This window comes from Pantoea sp. C2G6 (assembly GCF_051336815.1).
Taxonomy (GTDB): domain Bacteria; phylum Pseudomonadota; class Gammaproteobacteria; order Enterobacterales; family Enterobacteriaceae; genus Pantoea.
On sequence record NZ_JBGMNJ010000001.1, the window covers coordinates 366336 to 385273 of the forward strand.

Consider the following 18938-nt stretch of genomic DNA (forward strand, 5'->3'; position numbering starts at 1 on the left):
CGCTTAGGGCTGTAAATGCCAGCTAGTATAACAGCCCACAGGGTTTTCTACTCGCGACGATGTTCGACTTCCTGGCGCTGGAAGATCACTTCCATCCGGGTGCCTCCCAGCGCGCTGCTGGAGGCGATGACGTTCCCCTCATACTGCTCAAGGATGTCGCGCACCACCGCCAGACCCAGCCCCTGACCAGGCCGCAGCGTGTCGGCGCGCTGGCCGCGGACAAACACCAGATCGCGCTTGCTTTCAGGAATACCAGGGCCGTCATCATCGATGTAGATATGCAGGGCATGATCACTCTGGTAGGCGCTGACCTCGATAAACTCCAGGCAATATTTGCAGGCGTTATCCAGCACGTTGCCCAGCACCTCCATAAAGTCATTCTGATCGCCGACAAAGGTCAGCTCCGGCGAAATATCCAGCGTAATCTCCACCCCTTTGCGCTGATACACCTTGTTCAGCGCCGAGCAGAGGCTGTCGAGCAGACCGGAAACCGAGTGCAGGTCACGCTGCAACGGGTTGTGATCGGCCTGCATACTGGCGCGATGCAGATAATAGCCGACCTGCTGCGAAATACGGCTGATCTGCTCCAGCATCACCGGCTCCGCCTGTTCCACCGTCAGCTCTTTGCCGTTACGCAGCGAGCGCAGAGTGCTCTGCAACACCGCCAGCGGGGTTTTCAGACTATGGGTCAGGTCCGATAAGGTGGTGCGATAGCGGGTATAGCGCTGGCGCTCATTGGTCAGCAGCAGGTTGAGGTTACGCACCAGGCTGCGCAGCTCCTGCGGCGGATTGCCCGCCAGATTTTCGCGCTGGCTGGTCTCCAGCTCACGCACCTGCTGCGTCAGCACGCCAATGGGGCGCAGGCTCCAGTGCGCCGCCAGCCACAGCAGCGGGATAATCAGGATCAGGTTGGCGGCCAGCACATAGCTGAACCACGACCAGACCACATCGGAGTGCTGCAACTCCTGCGGGATCGAGTCCACCACCACAATGGTCAGGGCGGGCAGATTGGTGGTGGCGTCATAGCGGTTTACCGCGACCGAGTGGGTAAAGGTATCGTCGCTGTCGGTGTCCCAGGCGTGCAGCCGCCGCTGGGCATTCAGGTTATCGCCCATCGCCGCCATGCTGGTGCGGTTACTGGTGTCAATTTCGTAAAAGTCAGGCTTCAGCAGCCATTCGCGGCGGATCTTTTTACGGATGTCCGGCACGTCGCGCTGCTCCCACAGCAGCTTGCCATGCTCGTCGTAGATAAACACCAGCGTCGGAAAGTTAAGCGTCATCCGTTCCGGCTGGGCAATGGTGAGCTTATTGTCATGCCACTGCGCCAGGGTGAAGAACAGGTTGCTCTCGCCGCGCATCACGCGATAGGTGTTTTTATCGAAACTCACCACATAGCCGATCACCGCGACCATGCCGTAAGAGAGGGAGAGGAACAGGACTATCGCTGCGGAGGCCAGCAGAAAGCGGGCGCGCAGCGAGATCGGGCGATAGCGGTTAAACCAGGACATGGTCAGAGATCAAAGCGATAACCCTGGCCACGCACGGTGGCGATCACGTCAGTGGGGTGCAGCGCTAAAATCTTTTTGCGCAGGCGACCCATCAGCACGTCGATGGTGTGGCTCTCCCGCAGTTCCGCGTCGGGATAGAGTTGCAGCATCAGCGAATCTTTGCTCACCACTTTGCCCGCGTTGCGGATCAGCGTTTCGACAATGGTGTACTCAAAGGCGGTGAGCTTAACCGGCTGCTCATTCACCGTCAGTTCCCGGCGCGACAGATCGACCTGAAACGGCGGCATATCGATAATCTGCGAAGCGTGGCCGCTGTTGCGGCGCATCAGCGCCTGGAGCCGGGCGGCCACTTCCTCAATGTGAAACGGCTTGGTGACGTAATCGTCTGCACCCGCTTCCAGCGCTTCGACTTTGGCCTGCCAGCCTTCACGCGCGGTCAGCACCAGAATCGGCTGGCGCACCGCATCGCCGCGCCAGCGACGGATCAGAGACATGCCATCTTCATCCGGCAGACCCAGGTCTACCAGCGCGATGTCGGGCAGATGCTCGCGCAGGAAATAGTCGGCTTCTTTGGCGTCTTCGGCAGCATCAACCTGGTGGCCCATGTCACGTAACTGGACGGCAAGATGATGGCGCAGCAGGGCATTGTCTTCCACAACCAGAACACGCATAGAAATTCCTTACTCTCTGTATGAGTCAAATTGAAGAAAGTATACGCGAAATGAATTAAACAAGATGTTAACGCAGACCGGGCTGGGCCGGTCTGCGGCGGGCATTATTTCAGATCGTCAACCATCTGGATAGCACGACCAATATAGTTTGCGGGCGTCATCTGCTTCAGACGCACTTTCTCCTCTTCCGGCAGCGCCAGGCTGTCGATAAAGGCCTGCATGCCGGCGGCGTCGACCCGCTTACCGCGCGTCAGCTCTTTCAGCTTCTCATAAGGCTTCTCAATGCCGTAACGACGCATCACCGTCTGGATCGGTTCCGCCAGCACTTCCCAGTTGTGGTCCAGCTCATCCAGCAGGCGATCGCGGTTCACCTCCAGCTTGGAGATGCCTTTCAGCGTTGCCTGATAGGCGATCAGCGCATAACCGACGCCGACGCCGAGGTTGCGCAGCACGGTGGAGTCGGTCAGGTCACGCTGCCAGCGTGAAACCGGCAGCTTGCTGGCCAGATGCTGCATCACCGCGTTCGCCAGACCCAGGTTGCCTTCGGAGTTTTCGAAGTCGATCGGGTTAACCTTGTGCGGCATGGTCGAGGAGCCAATCTCACCGGCAATGGTCTTCTGTTTGAAGTGGTTCAGCGCCACATAGCCCCAGATGTCACGATCGAAATCGATCAGGATGGTATTGAAGCGGGCGATGCAGTCGAACATCTCGGCGATATAGTCGTGTGGCTCGATCTGGGTGGTGTAGGGGTTCCAGGTGATCCCCAGCGAGGTGACAAAGTTCTCGCTCAACTGATGCCAGTCCACTTCGGGATAGGCGGCGATGTGGGCGTTGTAGTTGCCGACCGCGCCGTTGATTTTACCCAGCACCTCAACCTGTTTCAGCTGACGTAACTGACGCTCCAGCCGGTAGGCGACGTTGGCCATCTCTTTGCCCATGGTCGACGGCGTGGCGGGCTGACCGTGGGTGCGCGAGAGCAGCGGAATATCGCGGTATTCACCCGCCAGACCTTTCACCGCGTCGATCAGCTGCTGCCAGTAAGGCAGGATCACGTCGCGGCGGGCGCTCTCCAGCATCAGCGCGTGGGAGAGGTTGTTAATATCTTCAGAGGTGCAGGCGAAGTGAATAAATTCAGAGACGGCGTGCAGGGCGGGTTGATCGGCCACTTTCTCTTTCAGAAAATACTCTACCGCCTTCACATCGTGGTTGGTGGTGCGCTCAATGGTTTTGATGCGCGCCGCATCGTCTTCGGAGAAACCGGCGACAATCGCATCAAGGAAAGCGTTTGCGTCAGCGTCAAATGCAGGAACTTCCTTGATCTCTGCGGTCGCGGCCAGTTTTTGTAACCAGCGAACTTCAACCTCAACGCGGAATTTCAGCAAACCAAATTCGCTGAAAATCGCACGCAGCGGGCTGACTTTATCGCCGTAACGACCATCGACAGGTGAGACGGCGGTCAGAGAGGATAATTCCATCAGTGCAACTCCTGAATCATTTAACAGTGTTTTGCCGCACCGACTCAGTAAGTCAGTGGCAGCCGGGATAAGAGGGTCTTCGCTTCGCGCAGCAATCGCTGACGCGAGAACATCAGTTGCAGTCGGCCACCGCCGACCTGCTGCCATAACACCGCCGCGCGGATACCGGCCAGCAGCGTGGCGCGGACTTTACTCTGCACCTGGCTATTTTGCAGCACCGCCGGTGAACCGGTGACCTGGATACGCGGGCCGAGCGGGCTGATCACATCGACATAGATGCCCGCCATCGCGCTGAGGATGGTGTCCGACTCCAGCTCGTAGTGCGCCAGCTGGCGGTCCAGCTGACTGATGCGCTGCGCCAGCGTCGCCAGCGCAGGTTTACTGGCGCTGAGCTTGCGCTCCAGCACCATCATACTCAGGGTGTAACGGGTCAGTTCTGCCCCGGCGCCCTGGCGACTGCTGCTGTTGAGCACCGCCATCAGGGTTTCCAGTCCGAGACGCAGATTGGCTTCATTGTTGCCAAACACCGCCAGCGTCGAACCCGGATTGAGATCCAGCACGCTGCGCAGCGAGACGGTCAGGGCCTCCGGCTGGCAGTGTCCCTGCTGTGCCAGCTGCTGCACCAGATGTGCCGACTGACAGATGCCTGCCAGTGCCAGCGTGATTTCCTGATAATTCTTCGCCACGGTGACTCCTGTTTGCGCGTGATCGGCGTAGGTTGAGCCTGCTTATTCTGTTACCAGCGGCAGACGCTCTTCGATAATACCGCCACCGAGACAGACTTCGCCGAGATAGAAGACCGCGGACTGGCCCGGCGTCACCGCCGCTACCGGCTCGTCGAACCGCACTTCAATGCGTTCGTCGCCGTGAGGGATAATCTCACAGGGAATATCACTCTGACGATAGCGGGTTTTCACGGTGCAGCGCAGCGGGGCGGTGATGGGCTGGCGATCGACCCAGTGCAGCTGCTGCGCGATCAGGCCGACCGACATCAGGCGGGGATGGTCGCCGCCCTGGGCGACAATCAGACGATTGCGCGCCACATCTTTGTCGACCACATACCAGGGATCGTCTTTGCTCTCTTTCAGGCCGCCGATACCCAGCCCTTTGCGCTGCCCCAGAGTATGATACATCAACCCCTGATGTTCACCGACGATCTGCCCTTCGGTGGTTTCGATTTCACCAGGCTGCGCCGGGAGATAGCGCGCCAGGAAGTCGCGGAATTTACGCTCACCGATAAAGCAGATGCCGGTAGAGTCTTTCTTCTTCGCGGTAATCAGATCCAGCTGCTCGGCAATGCGGCGCACTTCCGGTTTCTCCAGCTCACCCACCGGAAACAGGCTCTGGGCAATCTGCTGGTGGCTCAGGGTATAGAGGAAGTAGCTCTGGTCCTTGTTGCCATCCAGCCCGCGCAGCAGCTGGCTCTGGCCCGCCACGTCCTGGCGGCGTACATAGTGACCGGTGGCGATAAAGTCCGCCCCCAGATCTTCCGCCGCGAACTCCAGGAACGCTTTAAATTTGATCTCTTTGTTGCAGAGAATATCGGGATTGGGGGTGCGACCCGCCTTGTACTCTTCGAGGAAGTGCTCAAAGACGTTATCCCAGTATTCAGCGGCAAAGTTCACCTTGTGCAGCCGGATACCCAGCTTGTCGCACACCGCTTGCGCATCCGCCAGATCGTCCGCGGCGGTACAATACTCCTCGCCATCGTCCTCCTCCCAGTTCTTCATGAACAGGCCTTCAACCTGGTAGCCCTGCTGTTGCAGTAACCAGGCGGAAACGGAAGAATCGACGCCGCCGGACATACCGACGATCACTTTTTTCTGGCTGTTGTCAGACATGACACGCTCGCATAACGATAAAAAAACAGGCGGCGCATTCTATCACGCGGAAGGCTGGCGCGCACCCTCGTGAAACGGCCACTGGAACGGGCTGACCAGATGGAGCGGGTAGCGGCTGCCCTGTTGCCAGAGGCGCACACTTTCCGCCACCAGCGGTGAACGCAGGTTAGAGGCCGTGAGAATCTGCGCTGGCGGCAGCCACCAGCAGCAATCAATATCGCTGTCCTGCGGCGCGGTCGGCGCTTTTTTATCCAGGTCGACACCAAACAGAAACCGCACAAAAGGCGTATTGTCCGGGGCGATCCACTGGTTTATCGCGATGAAGTACTGCATCGGGGCGCGGATGCCGGTCTCTTCATAGAGTTCACGCTGCGCCGCTTCCAGCAGCGTTTCATCCGCCTCCAGATGACCGGCAGGCTGGTTCCAGGTGGCACGACCGTTGATCGTCTCTTCCACCACCAGCAGTTCACCTTCCGCCTGCACCAGACAGGCCACCGTTACATGAGGTTTAAACATCGCTGCTCCGTGATTGTTAACCTGAGGTTATAAAAAAACAGCGTCAGGCGGGCCGATCGCTGATGTCACGCCACGCGCCTGAAGCCAGATCGTCAAGCGTATAGCTGCCCATGGCGTAACGGATTAACCGCAGCGTGGGAAAGCCAATATGGGCGGTCATCCGGCGCACCTGACGATTACGGCCCTCATACAGCGTCACTTTCAGCCACTGCGTCGGGATGTTTTTGCGTTCACGGATAGGCGGCTGGCGCGGCCAGAGCCACGCCGGTTCGTCCACTTTTTCGACGCCGGCCGGCAGCGTCGCGCCATCTTTCAGCGTCACGCCATCACGCAAAGGTTGCAGGTCCGCCTCCTGCGGTTCGCCCTCCACCTGCACATAGTAGATCTTGCCGGTGCGCTTGCCGGGCTGGGTCAGCGCGGCCTGCAAGGCGCCGTCGTTGGTCAGTACCATCAATCCTTCGCTGTCCCGATCCAGCCGACCGGCGGCGTAAACATCCGCGACGCTGACAAAATCTTTCAGGGTGCGGCGGCCCGCCTCATCGGTGAACTGTGGCAGAACGTCGAAAGGTTTGTTAAACAGGATCACGCGGCGCGGGGCCGCAGGGCGGGCAGGGGCGCGGCGCGCATCGCGCGTCGGACGGCTGAATCGTTTATCCTGGTGAATTCGTTGAGAAGTTTTTCGCATGGGCTTTGCAGTCAGAAACATTCGGCGCATTATAACGTGAAATTGCGGTGATTGGCGTGACGGAAATATTCAAGTAGTATTGACCCGCATCTTACAAATCATTAACAAACGCCCAGGAGAGGTTAATGGAAAGCAAAGTAGTTGTTCCGGCGGAAGGTCAAAAAATCACCCTGAATCAGGGCAAGCTGACAGTACCCAACAATCCGATCATTCCTTACATCGAGGGTGACGGTATCGGTGTTGATGTTTCCCCGGTGATGCTGAAAGTGGTCGACGCGGCGGTGAAGAAAGCCTACAACGGCGAGCGTAAAATCTCCTGGATGGAGATTTACACCGGTGAGAAGTCAGTTGAACTCTACGGCCAGGATGTCTGGCTGCCTCAGGAAACCCTCGACTTAATCAAAGAATATCGCGTGGCCATCAAAGGCCCACTGACCACCCCGGTCGGCGGCGGTATTCGTTCACTGAACGTCGCCCTGCGTCAGGAGCTGGACCTCTATGTCTGCCTGCGTCCGGTACGTTACTACAAAGGCACGCCAAGCCCGGTTAAACGTCCTGAAGAGACCGACATGGTGATCTTCCGTGAGAACTCCGAAGATATTTATGCCGGTATCGAATGGAAAGCGGGCTCTGCCGAAGCGGACAAAGTGATCAAGTTCCTGCGTGAAGAGATGGGCGTGAAGAAAATTCGCTTCCCTGAGCAGTGCGGGATCGGCGTTAAGCCATGTTCAGAAGCGGGTACCAAACGTCTGGTACGCGCGGCAGTGGAATACACCATCACCAACGATCGTGATTCACTGACCCTGGTTCACAAAGGCAACATCATGAAGTTCACCGAAGGCTCTTTCAAAGACTGGGGCTACCAGTTAGTGAAAGAAGAGTTCGGCGGCGAACTGATCGACGGTGGCCCGTGGATGAAGTTCAAAAACCCGAACACCGGTAAAGAGATCATCGTGAAAGATGTGATTGCCGATGCGTTCCTGCAACAGATCCTGCTGCGTCCGGCCGAATATGACGTTATCGCCTGTATGAACCTGAACGGTGACTACATCTCTGACGCCCTGGCGGCACAGGTTGGCGGTATCGGTATCGCCCCAGGCGCTAACATCGGTGACGAGTGCGCGCTGTTCGAAGCGACCCACGGTACTGCACCGAAGTATGCTGGTCAGGATAAAGTGAACCCTGGTTCCGTGATCCTCTCCGCAGAGATGATGCTGCGTCACATGGAGTGGTTCGAAGCGGCTGACCTGATTGTTAAAGGTGTTGAAGGCGCTATCGCTAACAAAACCGTGACTTACGATTTCGAACGTCTGATGGATGGCGCTAAGCTGCTGAAATGTTCAGAGTTTGGTGACGCGATCATCGAAAATATGTAATACCGTTGTAAGCCAGCATAACGTGAATCTATTATGCTGGCTTATTTACGCCCCCTTCCTGAACCTGTTCAGATCTGCTCCATTATTCACGCAATAAAACGCGCGTCTCCTCTCCTTATTCCTCGCCGACCCGCTGAGGTTAACCATCACCGCTGTTTCATCCGGCTTATATTTGCAATATTTCTGTAAACTCCATTGTCTGATTCCACTGTAAAATAAGCGCTTAACGCACATCTGGCGTCAGTCGGGAGTTAAATTTCGGTACTGTAATGGCTCACTTAAAAGGAGGTGTTATGGACGTTAAATATGCAAAAGATGCGATATATATCTGTCGCATGATGTTTGGCCAGGCGGTGCTGGAATTGGTGGCGGATAAAGAACCGATCACCAATGATGCCCTGGAAAAGAAGGTTAAAGCGATGTTGCCCGATTCTCAGCCTGCGCTGGTTTACGATGTTGCTATCGATTTGCTGAGGTGTGAAAGTGCCTGACCAACATTAGAAGCAACAGTGTGCCCGGCACAAACAGGTGTCGGGCGATGAGCCTGCCCGGCGGGCCCGGTGGCGCGGCTGGAAGCTGTGTCGCAGTAATGGAGCAGGATGCATGCGATGATCGCATCAGCAGGGTAATCTGATGGCTGCGGAGAGGGAGGTGGATATGGATGATGAATCGGTGTCTGACGCTATGGCAGCCTGCCGGTTGCTGTTGGGTGAGGCGGTGATGGTGTTAATCGCTGAGGATAAGCCGGTGACGGCTGAGGCTATCGCCGCGAAAATCGCTCAGATCTGTAACGGCTTTGACGCCGCCCCGGTACGGGATCTGGCAATAGCGCTGCTGAAAAATAATAACTAAATATCAAAGTACGTTTTCAAACGAGACTTACAGCAAATAACAGGCTAACCCCCAGGCTTTTCTACTCAGGCGTCACGGCAGCGCTATTTTAAATAACTGCTGTATGCGATGTGTTAAATAACAGCGCCTCATCGTCATCGTCATAGTCTGCGGGTCATCAGCGGCCTGCTACATTATTTCCGCTATCGGATAAGATAATCCTTCATCTGAGTACCCGATGTGAATAAAAGAGAGGTCGCTTGCGTGGCCGCCATTTTCTGCGTGACAGGGGCCACCTGTTGCGCGTACTGCCTTCTCCCCGTTGCCGCCATCATTGAACCAACCCCATTCTCTGCTGACTAATCTGCTGACTTGTGCCGTCTCGTTAACGTTCGCGTAACCGTAAACGGGCGTGCCTTACTTTAAACCAGCCGGAACAGCGCAGCCTGTCCGCAAAGGATGTCAGAGATGCGGGTTTTAATGATTTGTCGGGATAATATTGGCGACACCTTACTCACCACGCCGCTGATCAGTGCGCTGGCCAGAGAGGGCCGCTATCAGGTCGATGTGCTGACCAACAACTATGCGGCACCGGTATTGCAGCGCAATCCCGACATCCGGCAGCTCTTCTGTTACACCAAGCTGCATCATCGCGACGCTGGGCAGGGGAGGCTGGCCTGTCTGTTGCAGCGGCTGAAGCTGATGCTGACCCTGAAAAAGCAGCGCTACGATGTGGTGATCCTGGCGAAAAGCCGCTGGGATCAGCACGGCATGAAGTGGGTAAAGCAGCTGCGTCCCGCCCGCGTCATCGCGCTCGGAGAGACGCCCCATCCGCTGATCACCGATCTGCTGCCGCCAGCCAGTGGATCGCCATCCCACATCTGCGAAACCCTGTTCAGCCTGGCTCGGCCTTTTCAGCTCGGCGCAACGGCGCCAGGCAAGCTGACTCTGCTGCCGGATGCGGAGAGGGTGGCCAGCCTGCGTCATACCTGGGCACCTGATCCGGCGGTGCCGGTCTATGCGCTGCAAATCAGCGCCCGCAAGCCGAGCCAGCAGTGGGACGCCGCAAAGTTTGCCGCACTGGCTGAAAAAATCGCGGGCCATCACGCCTGTCAGATTATGCTGCTGTGGTCACCGGGCAGCCGCGACAACCCGCGCCATCCGGGGGATGATGAAAAAGCGCAGGAGATTATGGCGCGCTGTGCCCATCTGCCGGTCAGGGCGGTGGCAACCCACACGTTGCCAGAGCTGATAGCGGCGATGTCGCTGTGTCAGGGACTGGTGAGCAGTGACGGTGGCGCGATGCACATTGGGGCCGCGCTGGGACTGCCGGTGGTCGCGCTGTTTGGCGACAGCGATCCCGCCTGCTGGCACCCGTGGCAGGTAAAACATCAGGTGCTGCAACCGGCCACGCGCGACGTCAGCGCACTGAGCAGCGACGAGGTTTATGACGCTTTCAGGCGCCTCCTGACTCACTAATCTTCCTGCGGCCAGCATCCCTGTCTGGCCGCGTCACACAGCATAGCGACCGTCAGCGGGCGATAAGGCACGCTACTGCCGAAGCCAAACCAACGGGCCAGCTGAGCGCGCCGCGGCGGCTGCACCGGAAAGTAGCGGGCTTCATCATAATGTTCTGAACTAACGCCAAAAGTGATAAAGAAATCGCTCATCAGCATGGCGAAATCCACTTCACTCAGCGGCAACTGTTGCAGGCAGAAGCCAGGGCGGTCGATTTTCAGATACCGGCCAGCGAGGGTCGGCTGATTATGGTAGTCAATCAGCGACCGGATCGCCTCGGCCGTGCCGGAGTGCGGAGATCCCTTCATTATCCCACCAGCTTCGCCACGGCCCCGGCGACCTCTTCCGCGTTGATTGACGCCATCGGATGTTGTGAGGCCTGCTTTCCAGGGCGATGAATAACGATATGCCGCTCGCTGTCCTGGCAGGGGCCGGTGTAGCGCGGATTGGCGGTAGAGAAGAGGCTGACGGTAGGAACCTGCGCCGCCACCGCGATATGCAGCGGGCCGGTATCGCCAGTCACCAGCAGGTCAAGGCTGCGGATCAGGCTAATCAGCCCGCTGAGCCGGGTTTTACCCGCCATCGGCGTCACGTTTTTACGGTAGTGCGGCGGCAGGCTGTCAAGAAATGCCTGTTCCAGCGGCTGCTCGGCAGCCGTTCCGGTGATGATAATTTCACTGTCCGGCCAGCGGTCGAGCAGGGTGATCGCCAGCTGGCTGAATGACGCCAGCGGCCAGCGGCGGATCTCTTTTGAAGCGCCTAACTGAAAACCGATACGGCGATGGTGCGTCGCCGGCGCGGCACCCGCTTCCGTGTCCGGCAGATGCATCCGGGTCTGGTACGTCTCTGCGCCCAGCGCCTCAATCAGTTTCAGTTTGCGTTTAATGGTGTGATCGTCGAAATAGCCCGAATAGTGATCCAGATGTTTATTTAACAGTGGAGACTCGCTGCCATAATGGTCGCGCAGAATAGTCTGACTGCCGGTTAATACCGAACTCATAATATCGTACGGAAAATGGGCGTGTAATATCACCGACAGCTCAGGTTTATGACGGCGCAGCCGGAAGAACAAGGGCAGAAAATTGAGCAGTTTGTTATCCCACAGATAGATATTATCAAACCAGGGATAACGGCTGACTAAATCACTATTTTTCTTACTGGAAACCAGAATAAATTTACTGGCGGGAAAGCGTTTTTTGAGACTACAGATAGCCGGCGTGTTCATCAGAAAGTCGCCCAGCGCGGTAGTGGAGTAGATGACCACCGTGGCGGGATTGAGGCTCTGCAAGGCGTGCGCTTTCTTTCTGCCCGAAAAAAGAGAATAAAACGTTAAAAGCCGGTCTATCAGATAAATCTTTTTTTTCTTCACGTCTGAATTCTCTTCAATGTATCAATTTTATTAAACAGAAAGATGTTGTGAAGGGTTAGAGATTAATGGGGCGGATAAAGTTCATCGGGGCGGGCTATTTTTAGGAGTCGTATACCTTTCGTTTAAAATATACCCACAACGTTTTGAGGTTTATGCCCGGGCTTATTTACAGGATTGCGTCAGGAAAGGGAAATTAATTGAAAAGGTTTAAGATGATTCTGGCAATGATTTTATTTTTAATGCAGGGTTTTTTATTTTATCTGAAATAAATAGCGGGATAATTATTAGCAGGAGAGGCTTTAATTCAGCCGCGCGATCAGCGCATCGGAAAACCGCCCCGGCGCATGCGCCGGGGCAGGCTATTATGACTGTGGCTGACCCACCGGGCCGGAACCCAGGGTGCCGCCTGGCGAAGCCTGTCCGCTTGGCGCGTGAGGGCGACCATCTTCTTTAATCGCGCTGCTCTGATGTGAACAGCCCGCCAGGGAGGTTAATGTCGCTGCGACCAGCAGCAGGGCAGGAATGGTTTTCATGCTATCACCTTGATGTTGTCAGAAATGGATCAGGTTCAGATGCCCCTGACGCTGCCCAATCGGCTTTTAAGCCTTTTTTCAGGAAGCGATACCGGTAAAACAAAAAAACGGAAGCCAGTGGCTCCCGTTCTGTTACGCATTCAGCCGGATTACTTGCGGCCCAGCAGGAAGCCGATGAATACGCCAACGCCTGCGGCAACAGCCAGACCGGCAACAGGATTAGACTGAACCTGATCCCTGATGGTCTCAGCGGCATCGCGTGCTGCATAGCTCGCCTGGTTGGTGTAACGGCGCGCTGCGCCTTTCGCCTGATGCTCAGAAGAGCCAGTTGCTGCGCCCCATTGTTCCTGAACTGCGCCAGCCGCTTCTTTTACTTTATCTTCGATTTTTCCTGACATTTCTCGCTCCTTGGTTTTTAGTAAGACTCTCAAAGCGTAGCAAAGATCCCAAACTCTGCGCCGTCAGCCGCCCGTCAGCCGTGAAAAAAACGTTTCTGGCTGTGAATGGCGCTGGGTTTGCAGGCCAGCCATTTCCTGACTAGCCTTGGGAAATAAGCGTCGAAATGAGGCGCAGCCGGAGGAGCGACGATGAAACGTGATGCACTGAATGAAGAGGATTATGACGAAGTGTGCCGGGTGATTGGCGACGCGGCGGTGGTGCTGATGGAGCGGGGTCATGAGACCCACCGCGCTGAAATCTATAACGTCCTGAAGCGGGTGCGCCAGCAGCGTTCCCACAGCGAGCGGGATGAACAGCGGCTGCTCGATCACGCTATCCGTATGGTCAGACCCGACCCGTAAGCGGTGCCAGGGAGTGGCGTCACTGCAACAGCACGCCCTGAATCAGACTGGCCTCGACGACCGTGACTTCATCGATCTTCAGCGCCTGCATATAGCCCTCCACCAGCAGCAGATTACTGACATCGGTGGCACGGTAGTCTCCGCTGAGTTCGCTGTCACCTTTCCAGACCTGCTGCTGCGATAAGTGGGTCAACATCGCCAGCGTGTAGCGCGTCGGCTTGCCCGGCAGCTGATTGCGGATTGAAAAGCCGTGTACGCCACCGATGCCGATCACCCGCCGGCCCGCCACCGCCTGTTTAAGCTGGGGGCTGACATCATTGGCGGCGTAGAACTGCACAAAGCGCAGTACCGAGGGTCGCCAGGAGCCAATCGGATTCGGGCTGGCGGCATCCGGCTGATTCTTCAGCACCCGCAGAATGAAATTTTTCAGCGTCACCGAGGCGAGTTTCCCCTGATAGATCTCCGCTACCGGCTCGCCCGCCTGCTGCTGCCAGGCGGTCATCTGCATTGAGCCGCCGCCAATATCCCAGACCAGCAGCTGATCGTCACGCAGCGTGGGATCGTTCAGCGCCGCCTTCGCGGAGAGAAAACCGAGTTTTGCCTCCTGCTGCTGGGAGATAATCGTCAGCGGCACCCCGGCCTGGCGCTGTAACGCCTCAACCACCGCCTGACCGTTGCTGGCATGACGGAATACCGCGGTGGCGACGCCGCTGATGCGCTGCGGATGAAAGCGCTGCGCCTGAGTGAGTAACTCACGCAACGCGGCCGCCCCGGCGTGGGTAATCGATGAATTGAGCTGGTTATCCGCTGCGTGCGCCAGCGCCTCGTTCCAGGCCACGGCACGCTGATCCTGATAGAGCAGCTGTTCAATGCGCTGCTGACAGACATTGACGCGGGCCACCGCAATTTTGGTGGTGCCGGAACCCATATCGAGACCGGCGCGGATTTGCTGACAGCGATCGGCCTGGGCAGCGGTGGTGAAAAACAGCGAGCAGAACAGGGTCACAGCCCACAGCGTAACAGCACGCATAGCGCCTCCGGGAGCAAAAGGGATCAGCGTGAGCGGGCCGCGACGCAGGCCGGGTAGACGCTCACCAGGAAATGGCGCAGGTGATCAAAACACCATTCGGCGTCATCGGCCTGCGGGCAATAGTACTGAATGGTGATCTTTTCATAAGCGCGCTGACGCTGGCGCAGCGGCGACCAGCTCCAGTCGAGCACCGAGCGGGCGTAGTTCACCAGCGTCTCGGCCGGCAGCTGATGCTGCTGCTCCTGCCCGGCCAGATAGTGGTTAAAGGCCGTTTCCAGTTGCAGCGCCTCGGCGTGGTCGTGATGCAGCAGGTCGGGACGGAACGCCACATCGATAAAGCCACAGACCGCGTCGGGCTGTTGCTGCCAGTCACAGGCCAGCGTCATAAACAGCCCCTCCTGCAAATTGACCTCTTCCACCAGTCGTCGCAGATTCGCGGAATGGTTCAGCACCGCGATCTCATCGATGCGATCGGTCTCCAGCGTTAAATCAAAACCACAGGGGTTAACTGAGCCATCCGCATTACGGGTGGCGGGGAAGGGGAAGTCGATATAACCGTTGTTATCCAGTCGCTTTTCCATGGAGAAAACCTGCTGCCTGACGTTTCCTGACAATAAACCATCTGCCAGCAGGATTCATCCCCTATGGACAGGTCCAGGTGATCTCGGTGTTCTGCCAGGGGTTGATCAGGCGGAACTGTTTGTCGGACAGGCGCTGGGCGTAATAGCCTTCGCGCGTCACGGCGGAGGGAACATATTTAAACCGATCCAGCGACTGTAACGGACCGCTCTCAACGCTGACATTCTCCCGCGTCACGGTGAAGGAGGTCACCAGGTCGAAAATCACCCCCTGCGTTTGCCCCATCGGCTGACCATAAATCGTCGCCACCTCGCCCGGACACTCCACCCCTTTCGGGCCAGATGAACATCCAGTCAACAGTGCGATGAGGATAAAAATGCTGAATCGCATCATGATTTTTCTACCTGCTTCAATCCCTGGGCGTGTGTGGCGCAGCCTCGGTTCTGCTGCGTCACTGGTTATTTAATCATAGCAGTTTCCGGTACGCTTCCTGTTTGACATTTGTTTAATGGTTAAGCAACAGGAATGTAAAAAGGTGACTTTAGGCATCATTAAACGCTATTCTTGGCTTCTTTAGGCACCACTTAGGCCAATCCAGGGATAAATGATGAATGAAGAAGAAGCAAGTCTGATGATTATTCGCCACGCGATCGATCAGCTTGAGAGCGAAAAAAAGCAGCAGGTGCTCGCCTGTTCAGCGGATATTCGCGCCGCGATGCAGGCTTATGACAGCGACAATGCCGGGCTGGCGCTGATGCTGGTGGCTGCCGAGGTGGCAGCACATTAAGCTGTCTCCAGCCAGTGTGGCAGGGTGTGACACTGGCTGGATTACTTTACCTTTTCTCAAGTTTCCGCAAAATTCCCCATCAATTCTATTTTTTAATGGCCTTGCGGCGATCGCCCCTGCGCCTGTCACCGGTTTTGTCATGTGTTAAGCTGAAAATTCGCAATAAATTCATCACTTCAGCGGAGAGACAGCATGAAGGCAGCATTGATCGCCCTGGGCCTGCTGGCCTGCCACGCCGCCCCGGCATGGAGCGAGACCGAATTTCAGCTCAACTGCCCCGGTCGTCCGACCATGATCATTTCGCGCGCCGACTATGGTTTAACTACCTTAATGTGGCCGCCGGGACACTTCCAGATTGCCGCCGGTCAGCAACGAACCCGGCTGGAGGCGGGCGATCGGGTGGCGATCACCCGTTTTCGCAACGGCGATCAGCTGATTGTTAACCAGCGCAGTCAGGCGACCTTCTTTGTTTACCGCGACAGCGATAAACTGCTGCCGTGCAGCCGCAGTGAAAAACGGGATGTTGATGCCCTGAGCCTGGAGCGCTATGACGATCGTCAGCACTCCGATAGCTGATTTGCAGGAGCCACTATGCAACTGAAGATAACTGACAAGGTGACGCCGCAGGATCTGGATGAGGTCAGGCTCGGTCTGACCGCGTTTAACAGCCGGTTCATTAATGTCGATGAGATTAAATCGATCGGGGTGTTTATCACTGACGGGCAGGGCAGTAAGCGGGCCGGTCTGACCGGATCGACCGCTGGCAACTGGCTGCGGATAGAGATGCTGTGGGTGAGTGAGGCGCTGCGCGGTCAGGGGGTCGGCAGTCAGCTGATTCAGGCGGCGGAGCAGGAAGCGCGTGCGCGCGGCTGCCGCTTCGCCCAGGTCGATACCGTCAGTTTTCAGGCGCGCCCCTTTTATGAAAAGCTTGGCTACACCCTGCGCTTCAGCCTGGCTGACTACCCGCGTCACCATCAGCGACACTATCTGACTAAAGCGTTGTAATCAGAACAGCGGTTGCTGACGCAGATCCAGCGGGTTCTGCTCCGCTTCATCAATCGCCGCCAGCCAGCCGGGCAGCGTCACTTTTTTCCACGACAGATGCCCGCGCGTGGTGCTCATCAGCACCACATCGGGACGCAGCGAGCGGTAAAACTCCAGCGTCTGGCTCAGCTCGGCGGGATTGCTGTCCGGCACCAGTACGGTGATCCAGCGGTCGTGCGAGCGCGTCACCGTATCGCCAACAAACAGATAGGTCAGCCCCAGCGGTGAGGTATAGAGATAGCTGCAACTGCCCGGCGTGTGGCCGGGCGTCGGCAACAGCTGAAAATCCCCGAAGTGGGTCTCCGGCTGGGTAAAGGTATCATCGGGTTCGGCGAAACGGCTGATCGGCCCCAGCGAGCGGTTGTGACAGTAGAGCGCGCTGCTGAAGCGCTGCTGGATCAGCGCCGTTCCCGGCGCGGATTCGTGCCAGTGGGTCAGATAGTGGCGGATCACGCCGCCGGCATCGGCCAGCACTTCATGATCGAGCGGGTTTTCCACCCGGCCAATCAGCAGGTTGCCGCGCGGGTGACGCAGCATAAAGCCATGCATCATCAGGTCATTAACGGCATCTTCCACCGGAAATTCCGGGGTTGAGATCCACAAATCGTCATACAACGGCTTCAATGTCGATCTCCTGAAACGTTTTTTATCCGCGCAGCACAGGGTGCCCGGTCGCCTGCAAATGGGCCTGGCCCTGGCTGACCTGTAAACGCGCGCTGGCCCCAAGCGGCAGCGTGACGGTATCAGCCGCATGACCAAACGCTAACGCTGTGATGACCGGCAGACCGGTGGTGTCACGCAGTCGCTGCCAGACGCTGCTGAAATCAAAACCGTTGTCATACTCCGTCAGGGCGGTGCTGGTGAAGCTGCCAGTGACGATCGCCCGCTGACGCGCCAGAATGCCGCACTGTTGCAGCTGAATCAGCATCCGTTCAATGCGGAACGGGTGCTCATTCACATCCTCGATCACCAGAATGCCATCCTCAATCTGCGGCATCCAGGGGGTGCCAATCAGCGAACAGATCATCGCCAGATTACCGCCCCACAGCGTGCCCTGCCAGGCACCCTGATCCGGCGTCTCACTCTGCCATGACACGTTTACTGTAGGGGATGTTATCGCCTGCCAGAAGTGGTTGAGGGTAAATTCAGATAAGGTCGCTGCGCCAAAATTCCCGGCCAGCATCGGCGCACTGAAGGTGATTAAGCCGATCTGCGCCAGCAGGGCGAGCTGGATGGCGGTGAAATCACTGTGACCGCACAGCGCCAGCGGCTGATTCAGCAGGCGGCGTTGCAGCCCGATGTAGTCGATCGACTCCAGCAACCGGCTGGCGCCATAGCCACCGCGCACCGCCAGCACCACATCGGGCAGGGGAGTGAGGCCCGCCAGCTGATTAATATCGGCCAGTCGTTCCGCGTCGCTGCCGGCGAAGCGCTGAAAACGGCGGCCGATCACCTGCTCATTCTCAACCCGATGACCCGCCACCCGCAGCCGCTCAATGCCGCGCTGCGCCGCAGGCTGGTTGTGACAGTAACCGGAGGGGGCAATAAGACGAACCGAACGTGAAATCATCATACTTTCCTGCTGTTAGCGCACCTGACTCCCGGCGATGATGACGAAAAGCCTCGCTGAAGTCACGGTACGGACTCTTTTTTCATGCATTTAGGATTAACGGTAATTTTGCTTGCACCGGGGCTGGGTATGATAGCATTCGCCACTTCTGCGAAGAGATGAAAAATTGCTGAAAATTCGACACCTTATCCTCTCAGCGTTACTCCTGACCGGCTGCGCCAGCGAGCCACCGCATCAGACTGTGAAACAGCGCAACACGCCGTTAACCCAGGCTCCGCCGTCCAGCATCAATAACGCCTGGTCGATGTTTACCGAAGATGCCGCCAGTCATTATGGTGTTGATGAGAAGCTGATCAGCGCCATTATTAGTGTCGAATCGGGTGGGAATCCTGGGGTGGTCAGCCGGTCCAACGCGGTGGGGCTGATGCAGATTAAGGCCTCAACCGCCGGGCGTGAAGTCTATCGCACACTGGGCCGCCGCGGTCAGCCCTCCACGGCCGAGCTGCGCGATCCGGCCAAAAATATCGATATTGGCACCGCCTATATCCGCATCCTTCAGGATTCGGCGCTGTCTGGCATCCGCGATCCGCTGACGCTGCGCTATGCCACCATCGTCTCCTATGCCAACGGCGCAGGGGCACTGCTGCGGACCTTCTCCAGCGACCGCGATCGGGCTATCGCCATGATCAACGCCATGTCACCAGATGAGTTCTATCAGCATGTGCAGAACAAGCATCCGGCGGCGCAGGCACCGCGCTATCTGTGGAAAGTCACCACCGCCTATCGCACCATCTGACTGATAGTG

Annotated in this window: 25 protein-coding genes; 9 read left to right on the forward strand and 16 right to left on the reverse strand. The window is 57.3% G+C overall.

What is annotated here, in order from left to right; translation table 11 throughout:
* Positions 1 to 47 precede the first annotated feature (47 nt).
* The 7 genes from phoQ to rluE all read right to left on the reverse strand — a co-directional run bounded on the left by phoQ (position 48) and on the right by rluE (position 6717).
* On the reverse strand, positions 48 to 1508 hold the full coding sequence (gene phoQ, locus ACCW71_RS01730; RefSeq protein ID WP_436369208.1) for a two-component system sensor histidine kinase PhoQ: 1461 nt from the start codon (positions 1506 to 1508) through the stop codon (positions 48 to 50).
* Positions 1509 to 1510: 2 nt separating this feature from the next.
* Positions 1511 to 2179, reverse strand: coding sequence for a two-component system response regulator PhoP (gene phoP / locus ACCW71_RS01735; RefSeq protein WP_436369210.1), 669 nt, complete (start codon positions 2177 to 2179; stop codon positions 1511 to 1513).
* A gap of 104 nt (positions 2180 to 2283) precedes the next feature.
* Positions 2284 to 3654 carry an adenylosuccinate lyase gene (gene purB, locus ACCW71_RS01740; RefSeq protein WP_436369211.1) on the reverse strand — a complete coding sequence of 457 codons (1371 nt, stop codon included), beginning with the start codon at positions 3652 to 3654 and terminating at the stop codon, positions 2284 to 2286.
* 44 nt (positions 3655 to 3698) lie between these two features.
* Positions 3699 to 4340 (reverse strand): high frequency lysogenization protein HflD, encoded by a 642-nt coding sequence (hflD, locus tag ACCW71_RS01745; RefSeq protein ID WP_436369212.1) that lies wholly within the window; start codon positions 4338 to 4340, stop codon positions 3699 to 3701.
* 42 nt (positions 4341 to 4382) lie between these two features.
* Entirely contained in the window at positions 4383 to 5495 is a 1113-nt protein-coding gene (gene mnmA / locus ACCW71_RS01750) for a tRNA 2-thiouridine(34) synthase MnmA (RefSeq protein ID WP_436369213.1), read from the reverse strand.
* A 42-nt stretch (positions 5496 to 5537) separates the two neighbouring features.
* Positions 5538 to 6011, reverse strand: a complete 474-nt coding sequence (locus ACCW71_RS01755; RefSeq protein ID WP_436369214.1) for an NUDIX domain-containing protein — start codon at positions 6009 to 6011, stop codon at positions 5538 to 5540.
* 43 nt (positions 6012 to 6054) lie between these two features.
* Positions 6055 to 6717: a 23S rRNA pseudouridine(2457) synthase RluE gene (rluE, locus tag ACCW71_RS01760; RefSeq protein ID WP_436369216.1), complete on the reverse strand. Its 663-nt coding sequence runs from the start codon at positions 6715 to 6717 to the stop codon at positions 6055 to 6057.
* 104 nt (positions 6718 to 6821) lie between these two features.
* Here rluE and icd point away from each other — a divergent pair, with 104 nt between their 5' ends.
* The 4 genes from icd to ACCW71_RS01780 all read left to right on the forward strand — a co-directional run bounded on the left by icd (position 6822) and on the right by ACCW71_RS01780 (position 10382).
* Positions 6822 to 8072 carry an NADP-dependent isocitrate dehydrogenase gene (icd, locus tag ACCW71_RS01765; RefSeq protein ID WP_436369217.1) on the forward strand — a complete coding sequence of 417 codons (1251 nt, stop codon included), beginning with the start codon at positions 6822 to 6824 and terminating at the stop codon, positions 8070 to 8072.
* A 293-nt stretch (positions 8073 to 8365) separates the two neighbouring features.
* Positions 8366 to 8563, forward strand: coding sequence for a hypothetical protein (locus ACCW71_RS01770; protein ID WP_436369219.1), 198 nt, complete (start codon positions 8366 to 8368; stop codon positions 8561 to 8563).
* Positions 8564 to 8705: 142 nt separating this feature from the next.
* The gene (locus ACCW71_RS01775; protein ID WP_436369221.1) at positions 8706 to 8924 is read left to right on the forward strand and encodes a hypothetical protein; all 219 of its coding nucleotides are present in this window, start codon (positions 8706 to 8708) and stop codon (positions 8922 to 8924) included.
* Between the two features lie 447 nt (positions 8925 to 9371).
* On the forward strand, positions 9372 to 10382 hold the full coding sequence (locus tag ACCW71_RS01780) for a glycosyltransferase family 9 protein (RefSeq protein ID WP_436369223.1): 1011 nt from the start codon (positions 9372 to 9374) through the stop codon (positions 10380 to 10382).
* Here the strand turns inward: ACCW71_RS01780 and ACCW71_RS01785 are convergent.
* The 4 genes from ACCW71_RS01785 to ACCW71_RS01800 form a co-directional block, all read right to left on the reverse strand.
* A complete protein-coding gene (locus ACCW71_RS01785; protein WP_436369224.1) occupies positions 10379 to 10729 on the reverse strand; it encodes a DUF1493 family protein in 351 nt (116 codons plus the stop codon). The two genes, ACCW71_RS01780 and ACCW71_RS01785, sit on opposite strands and share 4 nt — an antisense overlap.
* Positions 10729 to 11790 carry a glycosyltransferase family 9 protein gene (locus tag ACCW71_RS01790; protein ID WP_436369226.1) on the reverse strand — a complete coding sequence of 354 codons (1062 nt, stop codon included), beginning with the start codon at positions 11788 to 11790 and terminating at the stop codon, positions 10729 to 10731. The genes ACCW71_RS01785 and ACCW71_RS01790 overlap by 1 nt, the downstream gene beginning before the upstream one ends.
* A gap of 362 nt (positions 11791 to 12152) precedes the next feature.
* On the reverse strand, positions 12153 to 12323 hold the full coding sequence (locus ACCW71_RS01795) for a hypothetical protein (RefSeq protein ID WP_181405378.1): 171 nt from the start codon (positions 12321 to 12323) through the stop codon (positions 12153 to 12155).
* Between the two features lie 149 nt (positions 12324 to 12472).
* Complete coding sequence (locus ACCW71_RS01800; RefSeq protein ID WP_090962124.1) at positions 12473 to 12721, reverse strand: DUF883 family protein; 249 nt, start codon at positions 12719 to 12721, stop codon at positions 12473 to 12475.
* 189 nt (positions 12722 to 12910) lie between these two features.
* On the opposite strand from ACCW71_RS01800, the gene ACCW71_RS01805 reads away from it, so the two are divergent.
* Complete coding sequence (locus ACCW71_RS01805) at positions 12911 to 13123, forward strand: DUF2767 family protein (RefSeq protein WP_436369228.1); 213 nt, start codon at positions 12911 to 12913, stop codon at positions 13121 to 13123.
* A 19-nt stretch (positions 13124 to 13142) separates the two neighbouring features.
* On the opposite strand, the gene ACCW71_RS01810 is transcribed toward ACCW71_RS01805, so the two are convergent.
* The 3 genes from ACCW71_RS01810 to ACCW71_RS01820 form a co-directional block, all read right to left on the reverse strand.
* Positions 13143 to 14153 (reverse strand): Ppx/GppA phosphatase family protein, encoded by a 1011-nt coding sequence (locus ACCW71_RS01810; RefSeq protein WP_436369229.1) that lies wholly within the window; start codon positions 14151 to 14153, stop codon positions 13143 to 13145.
* Between the two features lie 23 nt (positions 14154 to 14176).
* Entirely contained in the window at positions 14177 to 14734 is a 558-nt protein-coding gene (locus tag ACCW71_RS01815; RefSeq protein WP_436369230.1) for a hypothetical protein, read from the reverse strand.
* 61 nt (positions 14735 to 14795) lie between these two features.
* Entirely contained in the window at positions 14796 to 15125 is a 330-nt protein-coding gene (locus ACCW71_RS01820) for a hypothetical protein (RefSeq protein WP_436369231.1), read from the reverse strand.
* A gap of 214 nt (positions 15126 to 15339) precedes the next feature.
* Between ACCW71_RS01820 and ACCW71_RS01825 the strand changes: the two genes are divergently transcribed.
* From ACCW71_RS01825 to ACCW71_RS01835, 3 genes are all read left to right on the forward strand, one after another.
* A complete protein-coding gene (locus ACCW71_RS01825) occupies positions 15340 to 15519 on the forward strand; it encodes a hypothetical protein (RefSeq protein ID WP_436369706.1) in 180 nt (59 codons plus the stop codon).
* Between the two features lie 192 nt (positions 15520 to 15711).
* The gene (locus ACCW71_RS01830; protein WP_436369232.1) at positions 15712 to 16095 is read left to right on the forward strand and encodes a hypothetical protein; all 384 of its coding nucleotides are present in this window, start codon (positions 15712 to 15714) and stop codon (positions 16093 to 16095) included.
* A gap of 15 nt (positions 16096 to 16110) precedes the next feature.
* The gene (locus ACCW71_RS01835; RefSeq protein WP_436369234.1) at positions 16111 to 16524 is read left to right on the forward strand and encodes a GNAT family N-acetyltransferase; all 414 of its coding nucleotides are present in this window, start codon (positions 16111 to 16113) and stop codon (positions 16522 to 16524) included.
* Here ACCW71_RS01835 and ACCW71_RS01840 read toward each other — a convergent pair whose 3' ends face one another.
* Complete coding sequence (locus tag ACCW71_RS01840) at positions 16525 to 17187, reverse strand: MBL fold metallo-hydrolase (RefSeq protein WP_436369235.1); 663 nt, start codon at positions 17185 to 17187, stop codon at positions 16525 to 16527.
* A gap of 22 nt (positions 17188 to 17209) precedes the next feature.
* Entirely contained in the window at positions 17210 to 18133 is a 924-nt protein-coding gene (gene ldcA, locus ACCW71_RS01845; RefSeq protein WP_436369707.1) for a muramoyltetrapeptide carboxypeptidase, read from the reverse strand.
* A gap of 166 nt (positions 18134 to 18299) precedes the next feature.
* Between ldcA and emtA the strand changes: the two genes are divergently transcribed.
* On the forward strand, positions 18300 to 18929 hold the full coding sequence (gene emtA / locus ACCW71_RS01850) for a membrane-bound lytic murein transglycosylase EmtA (RefSeq protein WP_436369236.1): 630 nt from the start codon (positions 18300 to 18302) through the stop codon (positions 18927 to 18929).
* The last annotated feature ends 9 nt before the right edge of the window (positions 18930 to 18938 follow it).